General features: G+C 64.2%; 14 protein-coding genes. 8 read left to right on the top strand and 6 right to left on the bottom strand.

Features of this window, described 5'->3' with window-relative positions; all coding sequences use genetic code 11:
- Position 1: 1 nt before the first annotated feature.
- The 4 genes from P24_RS05385 to P24_RS05370 are packed head-to-tail and all read right to left on the bottom strand — an operon-like array spanning position 2 to position 4,853.
- Entirely contained in the window at positions 2-1,243 is a 1,242-nt protein-coding gene (locus tag P24_RS05385; RefSeq protein WP_008943683.1) for an SAM-dependent methyltransferase, read from the bottom strand.
- Positions 1,240-2,079 carry a DUF1365 domain-containing protein gene (locus P24_RS05380; protein WP_040706621.1) on the bottom strand — a complete coding sequence of 280 codons (840 nt, stop codon included), beginning with the start codon at positions 2,077-2,079 and terminating at the stop codon, positions 1,240-1,242. The genes P24_RS05385 and P24_RS05380 overlap by 4 nt, the downstream gene beginning before the upstream one ends.
- Positions 2,080-2,081: 2 nt before the next feature.
- On the bottom strand, positions 2,082-3,398 hold the full coding sequence (locus P24_RS05375; protein WP_008943681.1) for an NAD(P)/FAD-dependent oxidoreductase: 1,317 nt from the start codon (positions 3,396-3,398) through the stop codon (positions 2,082-2,084).
- Positions 3,399-4,853 (bottom strand): cryptochrome/photolyase family protein, encoded by a 1,455-nt coding sequence (locus P24_RS05370; RefSeq protein WP_040706677.1) that lies wholly within the window; start codon positions 4,851-4,853, stop codon positions 3,399-3,401.
- Positions 4,854-5,028: 175 nt separating this feature from the next.
- Between P24_RS05370 and P24_RS05365 the strand changes: the two genes are divergently transcribed.
- Positions 5,029-5,427, top strand: a complete 399-nt coding sequence (locus P24_RS05365; RefSeq protein ID WP_008943679.1) for a cyclic nucleotide-binding domain-containing protein — start codon at positions 5,029-5,031, stop codon at positions 5,425-5,427.
- On the opposite strand, the gene P24_RS05360 is transcribed toward P24_RS05365, so the two are convergent.
- Positions 5,424-6,263 carry a helix-turn-helix transcriptional regulator gene (locus P24_RS05360; RefSeq protein WP_008943678.1) on the bottom strand — a complete coding sequence of 280 codons (840 nt, stop codon included), beginning with the start codon at positions 6,261-6,263 and terminating at the stop codon, positions 5,424-5,426. The two genes, P24_RS05365 and P24_RS05360, sit on opposite strands and share 4 nt — an antisense overlap.
- Positions 6,264-6,359: 96 nt before the next feature.
- On the opposite strand from P24_RS05360, the gene P24_RS05355 reads away from it, so the two are divergent.
- Entirely contained in the window at positions 6,360-7,463 is a 1,104-nt protein-coding gene (locus P24_RS05355) for a putative glycolipid-binding domain-containing protein (protein ID WP_156816184.1), read from the top strand.
- Between the two features lie 225 nt (positions 7,464-7,688).
- Here P24_RS05355 and P24_RS05350 read toward each other — a convergent pair whose 3' ends face one another.
- The gene (locus tag P24_RS05350; RefSeq protein ID WP_008943676.1) at positions 7,689-8,792 is read right to left on the bottom strand and encodes a cis-3-hydroxy-L-proline dehydratase; all 1,104 of its coding nucleotides are present in this window, start codon (positions 8,790-8,792) and stop codon (positions 7,689-7,691) included.
- A gap of 174 nt (positions 8,793-8,966) precedes the next feature.
- Between P24_RS05350 and P24_RS05345 the strand changes: the two genes are divergently transcribed.
- From P24_RS05345 to P24_RS05320, 6 genes are all read left to right on the top strand, one after another.
- Positions 8,967-10,472 carry a M81 family metallopeptidase gene (locus P24_RS05345; RefSeq protein ID WP_008943675.1) on the top strand — a complete coding sequence of 502 codons (1,506 nt, stop codon included), beginning with the start codon at positions 8,967-8,969 and terminating at the stop codon, positions 10,470-10,472.
- Positions 10,473-10,583: 111 nt separating this feature from the next.
- Positions 10,584-12,089: a M81 family metallopeptidase gene (locus tag P24_RS05340; protein ID WP_008943674.1), complete on the top strand. Its 1,506-nt coding sequence runs from the start codon at positions 10,584-10,586 to the stop codon at positions 12,087-12,089.
- A 237-nt stretch (positions 12,090-12,326) separates the two neighbouring features.
- Positions 12,327-13,931, top strand: coding sequence for an ABC transporter substrate-binding protein (locus P24_RS05335; RefSeq protein WP_040706619.1), 1,605 nt, complete (start codon positions 12,327-12,329; stop codon positions 13,929-13,931).
- A 50-nt stretch (positions 13,932-13,981) separates the two neighbouring features.
- Entirely contained in the window at positions 13,982-14,923 is a 942-nt protein-coding gene (locus P24_RS05330) for an ABC transporter permease (RefSeq protein ID WP_008943672.1), read from the top strand.
- Positions 14,923-15,807, top strand: coding sequence for an ABC transporter permease (locus P24_RS05325; RefSeq protein ID WP_008943671.1), 885 nt, complete (start codon positions 14,923-14,925; stop codon positions 15,805-15,807). The genes P24_RS05330 and P24_RS05325 overlap by 1 nt, the downstream gene beginning before the upstream one ends.
- Positions 15,808-16,047: 240 nt before the next feature.
- A complete protein-coding gene (locus P24_RS05320) occupies positions 16,048-17,196 on the top strand; it encodes a TRAP transporter substrate-binding protein (protein ID WP_008943670.1) in 1,149 nt (382 codons plus the stop codon).
- The last annotated feature ends 59 nt before the right edge of the window (positions 17,197-17,255 follow it).

The raw sequence follows: 17,255 nt of genomic DNA, 5'->3' as shown, positions 1-17,255 counted from the left end.
GTTAGCGGCTGAAGGCGATCTGGCGCACGTCGATGCTGCCGGACCGGAAGCCGCCCTCGCAATAATGCAGATAGAATTCCCACATGCGCCGGAAACGCTCGTCGAAGCCCATCTCCCGGATGTCCGGCCAGGCGGTGCGGAAGGCGTCGCTCCAGTGGCGCAGCGTTCGGGCATAGTCCAGCCCGAAGCCGTCATCGCGCGTCAGAGACATGCCGGCATCATTGACCAGCCCGCGCAGGATACTGTCGGACGGCAGCATGCCGCCGGGGAAGATGTAGCGCTGGATGAAGTCGGGGGAGCTGCGATAGGCCTCGAACCGGTCATCGGCGATGGTGATGACCTGCATCGCTGCCTTGCCGTTTTCCGTGAGGCAGGATTTCACCTTGTCGAAGAATACCGGCCAATAGCGTTCGCCCACCGCCTCGAACATTTCGATGGAGGCGATACGGTCGAACCGCTCGCTGACGTCGCGGTAATCCTGCAGGCGCAGCTCCACACGGTCTGACAGGTCGGCCCGGGCGATCCGCTCGGTGGCGTAGGCGTGCTGCTGCTGCGACAGGGTGATGCCGGTGACTTTCAGGCCAAACTCGCCCGCCGCGACCTCCGCAAAGCCGCCCCAGCCGCAGCCGATCTCCAGCACATGCTGGCCGGGTTGGGCGTCTAGCAGGGTGCAGATACGGCGGTACTTGGCGCGCTGGGCGGCTTCCAGATCCTGCTGGCTGCCCTCGAACACCGCCGAGGAATAGGTCATGGAGGGGTCGAGCCAGCGGCGGTAGAAATCATTCCCCAGATCATAGTGATAGGCGATGTTGCGCTGGCTGCCGCGCCGGTTGTTGCGGTTCAGTGCATGCAGCGCGCGGCCCGCCAGCCGGCTCCACCAATTGCCGTCGATATGCTGTTCCAGCGCGGCGACATTGATCGAGAACAGCTCAACCACCTTGGCGGGGTCGGGGCTGTCCCACTCGCCATCCAGATAGGATTCCGACCAGCCGACGCTGCCGCCCATGAACCAGCGCCGCGCCATGCGCTGATCGCGCACCAGGATGGTCGCCTCCGGTCCCTCATGCGGGCTGTCGAAGCGGAAGCGCCTGCCATCCGGCAGCACAACGATCAGCGTGCCGTGGCTGAGGTTGCGCAGCATCTTCAGGCCAAGCCACATCCAGCGTGTCAGGCTGCGGTCGGGCCGGCGCCGCATCTGGGCGATCCAGGAACGGCCGTCGATGGTCATGGTGGCGTCGCTCAATTTTCGTGTCTCCCGTTTGCGAGGGCGGGGTCGGACCAGATCGAAACGTCACGGGCAGGCGGGGTGGGGCGGGCATGGAACCGCGCCCCCTTGCGCCACAGGCGCAGCGCCTCCCAATGGATGCCGCCGATCACCTTCAGCGTCATCAGCGGGTGTTGCGCGAAGGCCGACAGCAGGCCGGCGTCCGTCAGTGCCGCGCGCTCCGCCATGTGGGTGGCGGCCAGCAGCGGTACGCCATCAGGGCCGGCCTCATCCTGGCGGATCAGGATGGACAGGCTCTCGTCCGGCTCGTTCAGGCGGAAGCGGTAGCGGCACTCCATCGGCATGAAGGGCGAGACGTAGAAGCCCTTCTCCTGGCGCTGCAGGATCGGCGCGCCGGGCTGCCGGTCGGCGGGAACCGGCAGCAGATAGCCATGCTGCTGGCCGAAGGTGTTCTTCACCTCGTAGAGGATGGCGGTCAGCCGGTCCTGCCGGTCACGGCAGTAATAGATCGACAGCGGGTTGAACACGAAGCCCATGAGGCGCGGAAAGCACAGCAGCGAGATGCGCCCGCCATCATTGTCGATGCCGGCGGCGGCCAGGTGGCGCTCGACCCAGGGGCGCAAGGGGCTGCCATCGCGCGGGCCATGGTCGCGATCATGGAAGCTAAGCAGGTTCGCGCGGTTATAGGAGAACAGCCGCAATCCGGCGTCGAGCGCCGGCAGCTCGTCCAGATCGACCAGCAGCGAGAAGACGCGGTAATGGAATTTGTGCCGGAAGGGCGATAGCCGGCTGTGTGTCACCCGCCCGCGATAGAGACAGGATTGCCAATCCGTATGCGGCGTTTGGCCAGTCATGCTCAGTCGCCCGCCAGCAGCGGCGCAACACCGGGGGGCGGGTTCCCGGCGGGCTGCACCTCGGTCTGCCAGGGCACGTCCGCGCCCAGCGCACGCGCAACGGCGATGCCGGATTTCAGCCCGTCCTCGTGAAAGCCATAGCCGCCCCAGGCACCGCAGAACCACAGGCCGCGCGTGCCCTGAATGCGGTTCAGCTCCCGCTGTGCCTGCATGGCGGGGCCATCGAACACCGGATGGCTGTAGGAAATCCGGGCGAACACCTTGTCCGGGTCGGGCTGGCGGATCGGGTTCAGCGTGACGAACAGCGGGCAGGCGGGGTCGATGCCCTGCAGCAAATTCATCCAGTAGGTGACGGCAACCTCGCGGTCATAGGCGTCGCCCTCGGCCAGATAGTTCCAGCTCGACCAGACGCCGCGGCGCCGCGGCATCAGGGCCGGGTCGCGGTGTAGCACCGCCTCGTTCAGCTGGTAGCGGAACCGCCCCATAATGCCGCGCTCTGCCGCGTCGGCATCGGCCAGCAGCGCCAGCGACTGGTCGGCATGGCTGGCTAGGATGACCTGGTCGAACAAAGTCTCTTCGCCATCCGCGCCGCGCACCATCACGCCGCCGGGCACCCGCCGCACCGACACCGCGGCATTGCCGAGGCGGAACCGGTCGGCAAAGGGCGCCGTGAGGCGCCGCACATATTCGCGGCTGCCGCCTTCGACCGTCATCCATTGCGGCCGGTCGTTTACGGTCAGCAGGCCGTGATTGTGGAAGAAGCGCGCGAAGCTGGCTGCCGGGAACTCTAGCATGGTCTCTACCGGGCAGGACCAGATGGCGGCCGCCATCGGCAGCAGATGGTCGTACAGGAAACCGTCGGAATAGCGGTTGCGCTTCAGATACTCGCCAAGCGACTGCGCACCGGCATCGCCCTCCAGCAGCTCCGGCGCCTCGCGGAAGAAACGCAAGATATCACGCACCATCCTGACAAAACGCGGGCGCAGCAGATTGCGCTTCTGCGCGAACAGCTGCGGGATACTGCCGCCGCCATATTCCAGGCGCCCGCCATCGATGGAGACGCCGAAGGACATCTCGCTGTTCCGGTAGGGCACGTCCAGTTCGCTGAACAGGCCGCGCAGGTTCGGATAATTGCGGTCGTTGAACACGATGAAGCCGGTATCGACCGGAATCTGCTTGTCGCCGAAATCCGCTTCCACCGTGTTGGCGTGGCCGCCGATCCGGGACTCCTTCTCGTAGATCGTGATCTCGTGGCGCTGGTGCAGCAGCCAGGCGGCGCCGAGGCCGGAGATACCGCTGCCGACAATCGCTATTCTCATTCAGGCCGCCTTCTTGATGCGGGAGAAGGCGTCGAGCGCGCGGTCGCGCGCCGTGCCATGGTCCACGATGGGGTTGGGATAGCTCTTGCCCAGCGTCACGCCGGCCTGACGCATCACATCGTCGGGGGCCAGCCAGGGCTTGTGGATATGGGAGGCCGGCATCTTCGCGAGCTCCGGCACCCAGCGCCGGACATAAGCACCCTCCGGGTCGAACTTCTCGCCCTGCAGCACCGGGTTGAAGATGCGGAAATAGGGCGCGGCATCGGCGCCGCAGCCGGCGACCCACTGCCAGCTCGCCGCGTTGTTGGCGAGGTCGGCATCGACGAGCGTGTCCCAGAACCAGGCTTCGCCCTCCTGCCAGGGGATCAGCAGATCCTTCACCAGGAAGGAGGCCACGATCATCCGCACCCGGTTGTGCATCCAGCCGGTCGCCCAGAGTTCCCGCATGCCGGCATCGACAATGGGATAGCCGGTCAGGCCGCGCTGCCAGGCGGTCAGCGCCTTGTCGTTCTCGTGCCAGGGGAAATCCGCGAATTCCGGCCGCAGGGGATGCTCGGGCAGGGCATCATTGTGATAGAGCAGATGGTGGGAGAATTCCCGCCAGCCGACTTCCGACAGGAATTTCTCGGCGCTGGCCTCGTTAAGATCATGGGCGGCCATGGCGGCGCGGGTGGCATGCCAGATCTGGCGTGGGCCGATCTCGCCGAAATGCAGATGCGGCGACAGGCGGGATGTCGCCTCGATATCCGGGCGGTCGCGCTCTGCCTTGTAGCGGTTGACCGCTTCGTCAAGGAAGCCCGTCAGCCGCTCCTGCGCGCCGTTCTCTCCGGGCGTCCAGGCGGACTCGAAGCGCTTCGCCCAGTTCGGCTTGGTGGGCAGCAATTTCCAATCCCCGATGCTGTCGCTGGCCGGCGCGGAAGCCGCCACAAGCGTTTCCGGCGCGGGCAGCGGCTTGTCCGGCTTGCCCTTCGCCAGACAGGCACGCCAGAAGGCGGAATAGACACGGAACGGTTCGCCGGACTTGTTCTCGACCGTCCAGGGTTCGTGCAGCAGTGCGGAATTGAAGCTGCGGGCCTCGATCCCGTCCTGTTTCAGGGTAGCCTTGATGGCCTCGTCGCGCTTGCGGGCAAAAGGCTCGTAGCAGCGGTTCCAGTACACCGCCGTTGCGCCGGCCTCCCTCACCAGCGAGTCGATTACCTCGCGTGAGTCGCCCCGCCGCAGGATGAGCGGTGCACCAAGCGCCTTCAGGTCATGCGACAGCGCCGTCAGGCTGTGATGCAGCCACCAGCGCGCGGCACCGCCAATCGCCCAGGCACCAGGCGTCTCGTCATCGAGGATGTAGACGGGCAGGATCGGTTGTCCGCTCTCCACCGCCGCGCGCAGGGCCGGATTGTCCGCAAGGCGCAGATCCTGCCGGAACCAGAGGAGGAGGGGCCTGTCGCTGTCTCGGTGCATGGAATGCAAGGCGCTCACGAAGATATGGTGTAGAAACATTAACTTTTACGGAAGCGCGTGCCTAACGGATCATTCGTGGCGTGCATCCGCACGGCGATAACATCCTATTGATTTGCAAGCCTAGGCAGGCTGCGCGATAACGGGCTTTATCAGGGCTGAAGAGGCGGCGCACAGCATGGCCAAGACCAAGGTACTCGACCGTCGGGTGTTTTATGCCGGTGCGGTGCTGTTCCGGGAGGGGGAGCTTGGCAGCCATGCCTATCTCATCGAATCCGGCCGGGTTGAGGTGTTCGTCGGCCGGAACGAGCAGGAAACCGTGCTCGCCGAACTGGGCGAGGGCGAGATCATCGGCGAGATGGCGCTGATCGCCAAGGGGCCGCGCCAGGCCTCGGTCCGCGCCCTGGAACTGACCGTCTGCTCGACGATCAACGAGCAGGTCATGGACAAGCTGCTGGAAAGCTGCGAGCCGGGCGTGAAGGCGCTGCTGAAGGTGCTGATGAAACGGCTCTACACCACCAACATGATGCTGGCGGACCATCTGCGCCGCGATGCCGAAATGGGGCGCTGGAACTAGCGCTTGCTCCGATAGGATGCCGGCGTCTGCCCGAAGGTGCGGCGGAAACGCCGGGTGAATTCCGACAGATCGCCGAAACCGGAAGACAATGCCGCGTCCAGCACGCTCCTGCGATCCGCGCGCAAGGTACGGGCGGCCGCTCGCAGACGACGGTTCAGCAGATACTGATAGGGCGTCATGCCCATGGTGGCGCTGAACAGGCGCAGGAAGTGATAGCGGCTGAGACCGACCCTGGCGGCGATATCGGCAATCGTCAGCGGTTCGGTGTAGTGCTCCTCGATCAGCCGGGCGGCAGCCGCGATGCGGCCGATATCCCGGGCGCGGTCCGGTGGCGGTGAATCGGCGTGGCTGAGACGCAGTGCTGCGCCCGCCATGCGCAGCGCCAATTCCTCCAGTGCAGGGGCGTCTTCTTCCAGCAAGGCGGTTTCCGCCGCCGCGAACAAGGGCGTCAGCGTGGCCATCGGCGGCAGGCGATGCTGCGGGAAATCGATCCACCGCAGGCCGGGCAGGCCGCCCGCGACATCCTCAAGGAAACCGGGCGTGAAATGGAAGGCCAGGCAACGGTCCCCGGCACCATGCTCATGCCCGCAGGAATAGCACGCCCCTGCGTTGCCCAGCATCAGCGACCCCGCCGCCATCAGCGTGCTGCCCCGGTCCGAGCGATAGACGAAATTGCCGGACAGCACGGCGGCGATCACTGAAGGGCCATGCTGTTCCTCATAGGGTTTGTCCTCTGGCCCGCAGCGGCAGATCACGTCGCTGACGCTCCAGCCATCGCCTCTTGCGAGGTCGGTCTGGGTGACCTTCTCCTGGTGGATGGCGGGGGCGATGTTCATGGACGGAATTATAGCAATAATCCCCAAGAAAGGCGTGCATTTCAGGCGCTAGGGTCCGGCATTCCGAGACCATGCCCGAGACCAAGGAGGCAATAAATGACATCGAGCATGCGGACCCTGATGTGGCGGCGCGACTGGGACGGCAACAGCATGGAGCAGGCGACCTTCCGCCGGGGCGAGGACGGGATAGAGATCGCCGGCACGGTGCTGCTGGCGGAGAAGGGCATCCCCTTGCGCGTCGAATACCGGGTGCAGTGCGATGCCGGCTGGAATACCCGCCGGATCGAGGTCAGCCAGGATTTCCAGGGTAAGACGCGCAGCCTGACCCTGCTGCATGACGGGGCGGGCAACTGGCGGCTGAATGGCGCGGCTGCCCCGGATCTCGCCGGCTGCACCGATATCGATCTGGGTGTCAGCCCGTCCACCAATGCGCTGCCGGTGAACCGGCTGCGTCCCGCCATCGGTGCAACCGGGGAAATCCGCGCCGCCTGGGTGCGGTTTCCCGAACTGACGGTGACGGCAGCGCCGCAGGCCTATGATCGGCTGGCGGAGCGGCGCTACCGCTACCGCAATCTCGACAGCGACTTCAAGGCGGTGCTGGAGGTCGATGAGGACGGATTCCCCGTCCAGTATGAAGGTATCTGGACACGCATCGCCGATGGCGCACCGGCACGCGGGCTGACCCATGCGCTGGCTGGGGCCCTGTTCTCGCCCGGCCCGTCGCCAGAACTGGGGGAGGCCGCGAAGGCCTTCGACTGGGTGATCGGCGGATGGCGCGCCGAAGTGTTCGACTATGGCCAGGATGGCACGGTCCGCACAGGCCACGGCGAATGGTGGTTCAGCTGGGCGCTGGAGGGCCGTGCCATCCAGGACATCTGGATCGCGCCGCCCCGTGGCGGTAGGGAGACGGGAGATCTGCCGGTCCGCGACCGGTACAGCACCACCCTGCGCTGGCTCGATGGCGATGGTGAGACATGGCGCATCCTCTGGCTGAACCCGGTGACCGGCGTGCTGAACCGGCTGCAAGGCCGCATGAAGGATGGCCGGATTGTACTGGAAGGCGAGGAATATGGCCGCCCGGCGCGCTGGAGCTTCAACGACATCACGCCCGACAGCTTCGTCTGGCGCGGCGAGAGCCAGCAGGAGGATGGCAACTGGCGGCTGGACGCCGAATTCCGGCTGCGGCGGATGGTGGGGTGACGAACTCTAGACGTAGCAGACAAAAAAAGACCGTCATTCCCTCAATATGTCAGGGGAATGCCGATTTCTCTGACCGTCACCCCCGGCCTTGTGCCGGGGGTCCAGGCCTACGCTCACTGGATGCCAGTCGCATAAGCTGAACCCTGGATTCCCGGGCGAAGCCCGGGAATGACGATCAGAGAGAAATAGCGGCCAGAGTGTCTCTGGAAAGCAACCCTCTCTAACTCACCCCACGCTGAACACGGGCGCGCCCAGCACTTCCATGCGCGGCAGGACGCCCAGTCCCGGCGCGGGGGAGGCGCTCATGCGGCCGTGCTGGCGCTGCGGCGCGCCCTCGGCCAGCGAGACGGTGACGTAGGAGTTGAAGTCGGTTGCCGAGAACAGGAAGTCCGCCGGGGTCGAGTGGGCGAGATGGGCGATGGCGGCGGTGGTGATGTCACCGCCCCAGGTGTCCTCGATGGTCATGGCGATGCCGAGCGACAGGCAGAGGTCGCGGATCTGCCGCGCCCTGGTCAGCCCGCCGACCTTGGAAATCTTCAGGTTGATGACGTCCATGGCGAGGTCCGATGCGCCGCGCAGCACGGCGGGCAGCCCGTCGATCACCTCGTCCAGGATGAAGGGCTTTGGCGTGCGGCGGCGGATCGCCAGGCACTCCTCGTAGGACGGGCAGGGCTGTTCGATATAGACATCGACATCGCGCACGCCCTCGACGACGCGCGCCGCCTCATGCATCAGCCATCCGGTATTGGCGTCGGCGATCAGCACATCGCCGGGCAGCAGTTTCTTCGAGACGGCATGAATGCGCGCGATATCGGTATCGGCGTCGCCGCCCACCTTCAGCTGGAACTTGGTGTAACCCTCCGCCCGGTAGCCGGCGACATTGGCGGCCATCGCCTCGGGCGTGTCCTGCGAGATAGCGCGGTAGAGCAGGACATCCTCGCCGCAGCGGCCGCCCAGCAGCGTCACCACCGGCAGCCCGGTGGCCTGGCCCAGAATATCCCAGCAGGCGATGTCGAGCGGCGATTTCACATAGGGGTGCCCGCGCATCGCCTGGTCCATGACGCGGTTGATGGTGCCGAGATCGCGCGGGTCGAGCCCGATCAGCTTCGGTGCCAGCTCGCGGATCCCGGTGCGCGCGCCATTGGCATAGGCCGGCAGATAGGCCGGCCCCAGCGGGCAGACCTCGCCATGGCCGGTGATGCCTGCATCGGTTTCGATGGCGACCACGGTGGAATCGAACACCTCGACCGACTTGCCATCCGCCCATTTGTAGCTGCCCTCATGCAGCGGAAGATCGATCTGGTAGGCGGAAATCCGGGTGATCTTCATGGCGCGCTTCCTCCGCTGGCCGGCTTCTTGTGAGACGCCACACTAACCTTTGAGTCAGGAGGATTCCATACGGCTTTAGTAATTTAGCACGGGAGGGGTTGACGAGAGTTGTAAAGAAAGTTTGCATATCCCCGCCTATCAAAAAACAAAACGGCTGAACGGGGGTTCGTTTCGATGCATTTCTTGCTGGCGATGATGAAACACGAGACGAACACCTTCTCCCCGGTGCCGACGCCGCTGGAGCGGTTCGCCCGTGGCCGGGGCACGCCGCCGGAAGGTCAGGATGCGGTGGATGCCTATCGCGGTACGCAGAGTGCGCTGGCCGCCTTCATCGACATCGCGGAGAAGGAGGGGGCCACCTACGACATTCCGGTCGCCGGCCAGGCTTGGCCCTCCGGCCCGGTGCAGGATGACGCCTACAATTACATGACCGGCAAGATCATCGCGGCGGCGAAGGCGCGCAAATACGACGCCATCCTGCTCGACCTGCATGGCGCGATGGTGACCGAGAGCTTCGAGGATGGCGAGGGTCAGCTGATCAAGGCGCTGCGCGAGATCGCACCGGATACGCCGATCGCCGTAGCATTGGACATGCACACCAACCTCTATGCGGAGATCATCGATAACGCGACCTCGGCCGCCGGCTACCAGACCTATCCGCATATCGACGTGTACGAGACCGGCACGCGCGCGGCGCTGCCGGTGATCGCCAAGCTGAAGGGCAAGGCCAATCCGGTCATGGCCTGGGGCAACCGGCCGATGCTGCCGCATGTGATGCGTCAGGGCACCGACGATTTCCCGAACAAGGAACTGCAGATCCGGGCTCGCGAGATGGAAACGACCGGCGGCGCGCTGGCGGCGACCCTGTTCACCGGCTTCCCGCATGCCGACATCCACAATGCCGGCCTGTCGGCGGTGGTGGTGACCGATGGCGACAAGGCACTGGCGCAGAAATATCTGGACGAGCTGCTGGACTTCGCCTGGGACGAGCGCGAGGCCTTCGTCTACAAGCTGGAGCCGCTGGGCGAATCGGTGGCGCGTGCCAAGAAGATGAGCGACGGGCCGGTGGTGCTGCTCGACCATTTCGACAATGCGGCGTCGGGCGGCACGATGGATACCACCGCCGTGCTGGGCGAGATCGTCCGGCAGGGGCTGGAGAATGTCGCTTTCTTCGCGATCCATGATCCCGAAGCCGTGCAGCAGATGATCAAGGCCGGCATCGGTGCCAAGATGACGCTGAAGCTGGGCGGCAAGATCAAGATGCCGCTGCTGGCCGCCGATGCGGTCAGCGAGCCGCTGGAGGTCACCGGCACGGTGCGTGTGCTGACCAATGGCGAGTTCCGCAACCGCGGGCCGATGGGCACCGGCATCCTGAACGATATGGGGCCGACCGCCGTGTTCGATACCGGCAAGGTGGAGATCGTCGTGATCTCCCGCCATCAGGAGCCGAACGACCTCAACTGCTTCTACAGCCTGGGCATCGATCCGCTGGCCAAGCGCTATCTGTGCCTGAAGAGCCGCGTGCACTGGCGCGCTGGCTTCAAGCCGATCATGACGGATGTGGTGGAATGCGCCGGCGTCGGCGTCTGCACCTCGGACTACAACCAGCTGGAGTTCAAACATGTCCGGCGGCCGATCTATCCGCTCGACATTCTGAACGAGGCGAAGGCCGGGCAGTAAGGAGCGTTTGCAACCTGCCAGCGTAACTGTCCTGCTCGGTACAATATTGTACCGAGCAGGCGGAGCGGGCAGTCTTATTTTCCAACTGGCGAAAAACAGGAGGCCCAAGGTATGCGTCTCGTCCTCGGCATGATGAAGCACGAGACCAACACCTTCTCCCCGCTGCGGACCGACTGGGCGCGGTTCCAGGACTGGGGTGCCTTCGCCGGCGATGAGGCCCGCAAGGCCTTCGAGAAGACGGCGATGCCGCTGGGTGCCTACATGAAGCTGGCGCGCGAGCGCGGCGCCGAGTTCACCATCCCGATGGCGGCGGAGGCGATGCCCTCCGGCCCGGTCGAACGCGATGCCTATGAGCGGATGGCTGGCGCCATCTGCGAGGAAGTCGTCAAGGGCTGCGATGGCGTGCTGCTCGACCTGCACGGCGCCATGGTTACGGTCGATCACGAGGATGGGGAAGGGGAACTGCTGGCCCGCATCCGCGAGATCGCACCCGATGTGCCGATTGCCGTCACGCTGGACCTGCACACCAACCTGACCCAGCGCATGATCGACAATTGCACGGCGCTGATCGGCTACAAGACCTATCCGCATGTCGATATGTACGAGGTTGCCGAGCAGATCGGCCGTGTCGTGCTGGACAGCATGGAGGGCAAGTGCCGCCCGGTGATGGCGTGGCGCAGCCTGCCGCTGCTGTCCCAGACCCTGAAGCAGGGCACCGATGACGAGCCGATGAAGTCGCTGATCGCCATGGCGTGCGCGGCGGAAGCACGGCCGGGCATCCTGGCGGCCAGCGTGTTCGGCGGCTTTCCGATGGCCGATATCCGCGATGCCGGCACCTCGGTCATCGTGGTGGCCGATGGCGACAGGGAAAAGGCCGGTGCGGCCTGTGAGGAGATCGGCCAGGCGGCCTGGAAGGCCCGCGAGACCTTCATCTATCAGCATGAACCGCTGGAGCAGGCGGTCGCCCGCGCCAAGACGCTGACCAACGGCCCGGTGCTGCTGCTCGACCATGCCGACAATACCGGCTCCGGCGGCACGCAGGACGTGATGACGGTGATTGCCGAGGTGATCCGCCAGGGGCTTGAGGATGTCGCCGTCGCGGCTGTCTGGGACCCGGCAGCGGTACAGGACATGGCGAAAGCCGGTATCGGCGCAACTGTCACCATCAGGCTGGGCGGCAAGACCGACATGCCGTCCATCGGCCTGAAGGGCGAGCCGCTGGAGATCACCGGCAAGGTGAAGATTCTGACCGATGGCGAATGGGTGGTGCACGGCCCGATGTACACCGGCGTGACGGTGCGGATGGGGCCGACGGCGGTGCTGGATACCGGCAAGGTGCAGATCGTCATCGTCTCGCGCCATCACGAGCCCTGGGATACCGGCGTGTTCCGCTCCGTCGGCATCGAGCCGGAGCACAAACGCTATCTGGTGCTGAAGAGCCGCATCCATTACCGCGCAGGCTTCGCCGAGCTGGGCAAGGCGACGATCACCTGTGACGGCCACGGGGTGACCACGTCGGACAACAGCATCCTGACGTTCGAGCGGTTGCGGCGGCCTATTTACCCACTGGACCGGATGAATGACGATACGCTCTTGCCATCGACTGCCCAACAGTGATGCAGTCGAGGGTGAACTGCCTCGTATGAGGGCAGGCCCGTGCACGATGCGGGCAATCAACAGGCAGTAGCTGCCGAAACGGTGAGAAGGAGTACGGCTAACCTAATAAAATCAGTTGCTTATAAAAATTTCGCGGTACTGCCGAGTTGGCACGGTTTTCGCCTTGGTGGCGGGGAAGCGTCGAACCGGCAAAAGTCGCGATAGCTAAAAAAGTTGAACAGGAAAGGACATATCACAATGAAACTCCATCACATGCTGAAAGGGGCTTGTGCCGTCGTCGCGCTGAGCGCGCCGATGCTGCTGGCGAACGCCGCCCCGGTCTCGGCCGAATCGGTCCTGCGCGTGGTCAAGCACTCCAGCTTGCGCGTGCTCGACCCGATCATGACCACGGCCTACATGTCTCGTAACCATGGCTACATGATCTACGACACGCTTTTCGCCCTGAACGAAAAGCAGGAAGTCACGCCGCAGATGGCCGAGGGCTACAAGGTCAGCGCCGACGGCCTGACCTACACCATCACCCTGCGCGACGGGCTGAAGTTCCATGACGGCGCCCCGGTCAAGGCCGAGGATGCCGTGGCCTCGCTGCAGCGCTGGGGCAAGCGCGACGGCATGGGCCAGAAGCTGATGGACTTCGTGAAGGAGATGAAGGCCACCAGCGACAAGAGCTTCGACATCGTCCTGAAGGAGCCCTATGGCCTCGTCATGGCGTCGCTGTCCAAGCCCAGCTCCAACGTGCCGTTCATCGTGCCGAAGAAGCTGGCCGAGACGCCGCCGTCCGAGCCGATGCCGGAACAGATCGGCTCCGGTCCCTTCACCTGGGTTGCAGCCGATTTCCAGCCGGGCGTGAAGGCGGTCTATGCCAAGTTCGGCGACTACAAGCCGCGCTCCGAGGCGCCGAGCTGGGCCGCCGGCGGCAAGATCGCCAAGGTGGACCGCGTCGAGTGGGTCACCATGCCGGACCACATGACGGCGGCGAACGCGCTGATCAGCGGCGAGATCGACTATATCGAAAACCCGCCGACCGACCTGCTGCCGCTGCTCGAAGCCGATGACGGCATCGAGATGCGCACCATCAACGAGTTGGGCAGCATGGTCATGCTGCGCCCGAACCACATCCACCCGCCCTTCAACAACCCGAAGGTGCTGCAGGCGCTCGCCTATGCCATCAATCAGAAGGATGTGATGGTCGGTATGATGGGCGACAATGAGAAGTACTACAAGCTGTGCAAGTCGCAGTTCGTGTGCGGCACGCCGCTTGGCACCGAGGCCGGTTCCGAAGGCATGATGGTCGGCAATATCGACAAGGCGAAGGCCCTGCTGAAGGAAGCGGGCTATGACGGCACCCCGGTGCTGGTCATGCATCCGACCGACGTGGCGACGCTGTCCAGCCATCCGCCGATCGTCGCCCAGGCGATGCGCCAGGCCGGCTTCAAGGTCGATCTGCAGGCGATGGACTGGCAGACCCTGGTGGGCCGCCGCGCCAAGCAGGACCCGGTCGCGCAGGGCGGCTGGAACATGTTCATCACCACCTGGGTCGGCCCGGACCTGATGAGCCCGGTTGCCAACCTCGGCATCAGCGGTCGTGGCAAGCAGGGCGGCTGGTTCGGCTGGTACGAAGATGCTGAGATGGAGAAGTTGAAGGATGCCTACGCCCGCGAGACCGATCCGGCAAAGCAGAAGGCGCTTGCCGAGGAGATGAACAAGCGTTCCTGGCAGACCATCCCGAACCTGCCGCTGGGCCAGTTCTTCACCGTCAGCGCCTGGCGCAAGGGCGTGGTGAAGGGCGTGCTTGACGGCCCGGCACCGTTCTTCTGGAACATCGAAAAGACCAAGGGCTAAAACGGCTTAGGGCTTTATTTTGAAAAATCAGAAGAAAAGAAAAACCGACGATGTTTGCTTTCATTAGTCGGCGCATCCTGGCCACCATCCCCGTCATGGGGGTGGTGGCGCTCGTCGTCTTCCTGTTGCTCAGGCTGACGCCGGGCGACCCGGCGGCGATCATTGCAGGCGATGCCGCCACCCCGGCCGAACTTGAAGCGATTCGGGAACGCCTGGGGCTCAACCTGCCGATCTACCTCCAGTTCTTCGACTGGGTGTTCCGGCTGCTGCAGGGCGATTTCGGCACCTCGATCCTCTCCAATACATCCGTGGGGACGATGGTGCTGCAACGGCTGGAGCCGACACTGGCGCTGGCCACGACGACGATCATCTTTGCCGTTCTCGTCGCGGTGCCGATGGGCGTGATCGCGGCCTGGAAGCACGGTACCTGGATCGACCGGGCGATCATGATGTTCTCGGTCATCGGCTTCTCGGTGCCGGTTTTCGTCTTGGGCTATCTCTGGATCTACGGCATCTCGATCAACCTGCGCTGGCTGCCGGTGCAGGGCTACCGGCCAATCGCCAACGGCTTCTGGCCGTTCTTCGAGCGGCTGATCCTGCCGACGCTGACCCTGAGCGTCATCTATATCGCGCTGATCGCCCGTATCACCCGGGCCAGCGTGCTGGAAATTCTCGACGAGGATTACATCAGGACCGCCCGTGCCAAGGGCCTGACCGAAAAGCGGGTGCTGCTGGTGCATGCGCTGCGCAACGCGGCGGTGCCCATCGTCACCATCATCGGCATCGGTATCGCGCTGCTGATCAGCGGCGTGGTGGTGACCGAAAGCGTGTTCAATCTGCCGGGGCTTGGCCGGTTGACCGTGGATGCCGTGCTGGCGCGGGACTATCCGGTGATCCAGGGCATCATCCTGATCTTCGCCTTCGTCTATGTGATCGTGAACCTGGTGATCGATCTCAGCTACACGCTGTTTGACCCGAGGATACGATACTGATGGCCGTGCAAACCGAAACCGCGCCGATCGACGCCGCGCCGGCCAAACCGGCCCAGGCGATCTTCCGGCAGGCGCTGCGCAACCCGGGCGTGATCGTGGGTGGCGTCATCCTGGCGATCATGGTCTTCGTGGCGATCTTCGCGCCCTTCCTGGGGACTGTGGACCCGGTCCATCTCGATCCGCTGACGCGCCTGAAGAAGCCCTTCACCGACTGGTTCCTGGGGACCGATGCCTTTGGCCGCGATATCTATTCCCGCATCATCTATGGTGCACGGATATCGCTGATCGTCGGCATTGGTGCTGCGGTGCTGAGCATCGCCATCGGGCTGTTCGTCGGCCTGATCTCCGGCTATTTCCGCATCGTGGATGCCATCGTGATGCGGATCATGGACGGCCTCATGGCGATTCCCGGCATCCTGCTGGCGATTGCCCTGGTGTCGCTGTCCGGCGCCTCGCTGCTGACCGTCATGGTGGCGATCACCATCCCGGAGATTCCGCGCGTCGTGCGCCTGGTGCGCTCGGTCGTGCTGTCGATCCGGGAGGAGCCCTATGTCGAGGCGGCGATCTCCATCGGCACACCGCTGCCGCTGATCCTGATCCGTCATGTCATGCCGAACACCTTCGCACCGCTGATCGTGCAGGGCACCTATATCTGCGCCTCGGCGATGCTGACGGAGGCCATCCTCAGTTTCCTGGGCGCCGGCATCCCGCCGGAAATCCCGACCTGGGGCAACATCATGGCCGAGGGGCGGGTCTATTTCCAGCTGGCCCCCTGGATCATCCTGTTCCCGGGCATTTTCCTGTCGCTGACCGTGCTGGCAGTGAACATTCTGGGCGATGGTCTGCGCGACACACTGGACCCGAGACTGGCGAAGCGGGTCTGATTTCAATTTTCCACAATATGGAATTATTTCTGCGCGGGGCTTCGGCCCCGCGTTTTTTTGTTGCTGGCAGGGGCGAACTTAGGCAAGTCTAATGCAAGTGGTATGTCCACTTGACCATCCGGCCGCGTGACCCGACGGAGAAGCCTGGCGAACAAAATGCGTTAAAAAACAATGCCATTCAAAAAGGATGGTGCGGATGGTGAACATGCCAGCCGACGATAAACAGGGAGGTAAGAGACTATGGAAAGCGTTAACAAGGCGACCTCGCGTCGCAATTTCCTGAAGAACACGACGGTTGCGACCGCGGCCACGGCAGGTGCCGTTGCCGGTGTCGGCAGCCTTGCGGCTCCGGCCGTTCTGGCGCAGGCGCCAATCGTGCTGAAGATGCAGTCGTCCTGGCCGTCCTCGGATATTTTCCAGGAAATGGCAAAGCAGTATGTCGAGCGTGTCGAGGCAATGTCCGGCGGCCGGCTGAAGATCGATCTGCTGCCGGCGGGTGCGGTGGTCGCCGCCTTCCAGGTGCAGGATGCCTGCCATGACGGCATTCTGGACGCGGCCCATTCGGTGCCGGTGTACTGGTACGGCAAGAACAAGGCGGCCTCGCTGTTCGGGACCGGCCCGGTGTTCGGTGCCAATGCGGCGCAGATGATCGCCTGGATGTATCATGGCGGTGGCAATGAGTTCTATCGCGAGCTGACCCAGGACATTCTCGGCCTCGATATCGTTGGCTTCATGGGCTTCCCGATGCCGGCGCAGCCCTTCGGCTGGTTCAAGAAGCCGATCGAGAATGCCGATCAGGTGAAGGGTATGAAGTACCGCACCGTGGGTCTGGCCGCCGATCTGTTCCAGGCCATGGGCGCCAGCGTTGCGCAGCTGCCGGGCGGCGAAATCGTGCCGGCGATGGAGCGCGGCGTGATCGACGCGTTCGAGTTCAACAACCCGACCTCGGACATGCGCTTCGGTTCGCAGGACGTGGCCAAGAACTACATGCTGTCCTCCTACCATCAGGCGAGCGAGAGCTTCGAGTTCATCTTCTCCAAGCGCAAGTATGAGAGCCTGCCGCCGGATCTGCAGGCGGTTCTGCGTTATGCCGTCGAGGCGGCCAGCACTGCCAATTATGCGCTGGCGATGCACCAGTATTCCCAGGATCTGGACAAGCTGCAGAAGGACCATGGGGTGAATGTGAAGCGCACCCCGGAATCGGTGCTGAAGGCGCAGCTGGCGGCCTGGGACAAGATCCTGCCGCCGCTGATGAAGGACGCGTACTTCAAGAAGGTCGTGGACAGCCAGAAGGCCTGGTGCGAGCGCGTGGTGTTCTACGATCTGATGAACGCGCCGGACTACAAGCTGGCCTACCAGCATTATTTCCCGGGCAAGATCAACTTCTGATCGGCCATCTGGGTGTAGGAGTGCGGAAAGTCCGGCCTTCGGGCCGGACTTTTCTGCCG

Source organism: Oceanibaculum indicum P24 (assembly GCF_000299935.1).
Lineage (GTDB): Bacteria > Pseudomonadota > Alphaproteobacteria > Oceanibaculales > Oceanibaculaceae > Oceanibaculum > Oceanibaculum indicum.
Note: the sequence above shows the minus strand (reverse complement) of the source record. Positions and strands in the feature narration are given on the sequence as shown.

What these genes read in the sequence shown, in the direction of transcription:
- P24_RS05355 (WP_156816184.1), top strand. Translation starts at nt 6,360, where the DNA reads ATGACATCGAGCATGCGGACCCTGATGTGGCGGCGCGACTGGGACGGC.
- P24_RS05380 (WP_040706621.1), bottom strand. Translation starts at nt 2,079, where the DNA reads ATGACTGGCCAAACGCCGCATACGGATTGGCAATCCTGTCTCTATCGC.
- P24_RS05325 (WP_008943671.1), top strand. Translation starts at nt 14,923, where the DNA reads ATGGCCGTGCAAACCGAAACCGCGCCGATCGACGCCGCGCCGGCCAAA.
- P24_RS05335 (WP_040706619.1), top strand. Translation starts at nt 12,327, where the DNA reads ATGAAACTCCATCACATGCTGAAAGGGGCTTGTGCCGTCGTCGCGCTG.
- P24_RS05345 (WP_008943675.1), top strand. Translation starts at nt 8,967, where the DNA reads ATGCATTTCTTGCTGGCGATGATGAAACACGAGACGAACACCTTCTCC.
- P24_RS05350 (WP_008943676.1), bottom strand. Translation starts at nt 8,792, where the DNA reads ATGAAGATCACCCGGATTTCCGCCTACCAGATCGATCTTCCGCTGCAT.
- P24_RS05375 (WP_008943681.1), bottom strand. Translation starts at nt 3,398, where the DNA reads ATGAGAATAGCGATTGTCGGCAGCGGTATCTCCGGCCTCGGCGCCGCC.
- P24_RS05320 (WP_008943670.1), top strand. Translation starts at nt 16,048, where the DNA reads ATGGAAAGCGTTAACAAGGCGACCTCGCGTCGCAATTTCCTGAAGAAC.
- P24_RS05340 (WP_008943674.1), top strand. Translation starts at nt 10,584, where the DNA reads ATGCGTCTCGTCCTCGGCATGATGAAGCACGAGACCAACACCTTCTCC.
- P24_RS05370 (WP_040706677.1), bottom strand. Translation starts at nt 4,853, where the DNA reads ATGCACCGAGACAGCGACAGGCCCCTCCTCCTCTGGTTCCGGCAGGAT.
- P24_RS05365 (WP_008943679.1), top strand. Translation starts at nt 5,029, where the DNA reads ATGGCCAAGACCAAGGTACTCGACCGTCGGGTGTTTTATGCCGGTGCG.
- P24_RS05360 (WP_008943678.1), bottom strand. Translation starts at nt 6,263, where the DNA reads ATGAACATCGCCCCCGCCATCCACCAGGAGAAGGTCACCCAGACCGAC.
- P24_RS05330 (WP_008943672.1), top strand. Translation starts at nt 13,982, where the DNA reads ATGTTTGCTTTCATTAGTCGGCGCATCCTGGCCACCATCCCCGTCATG.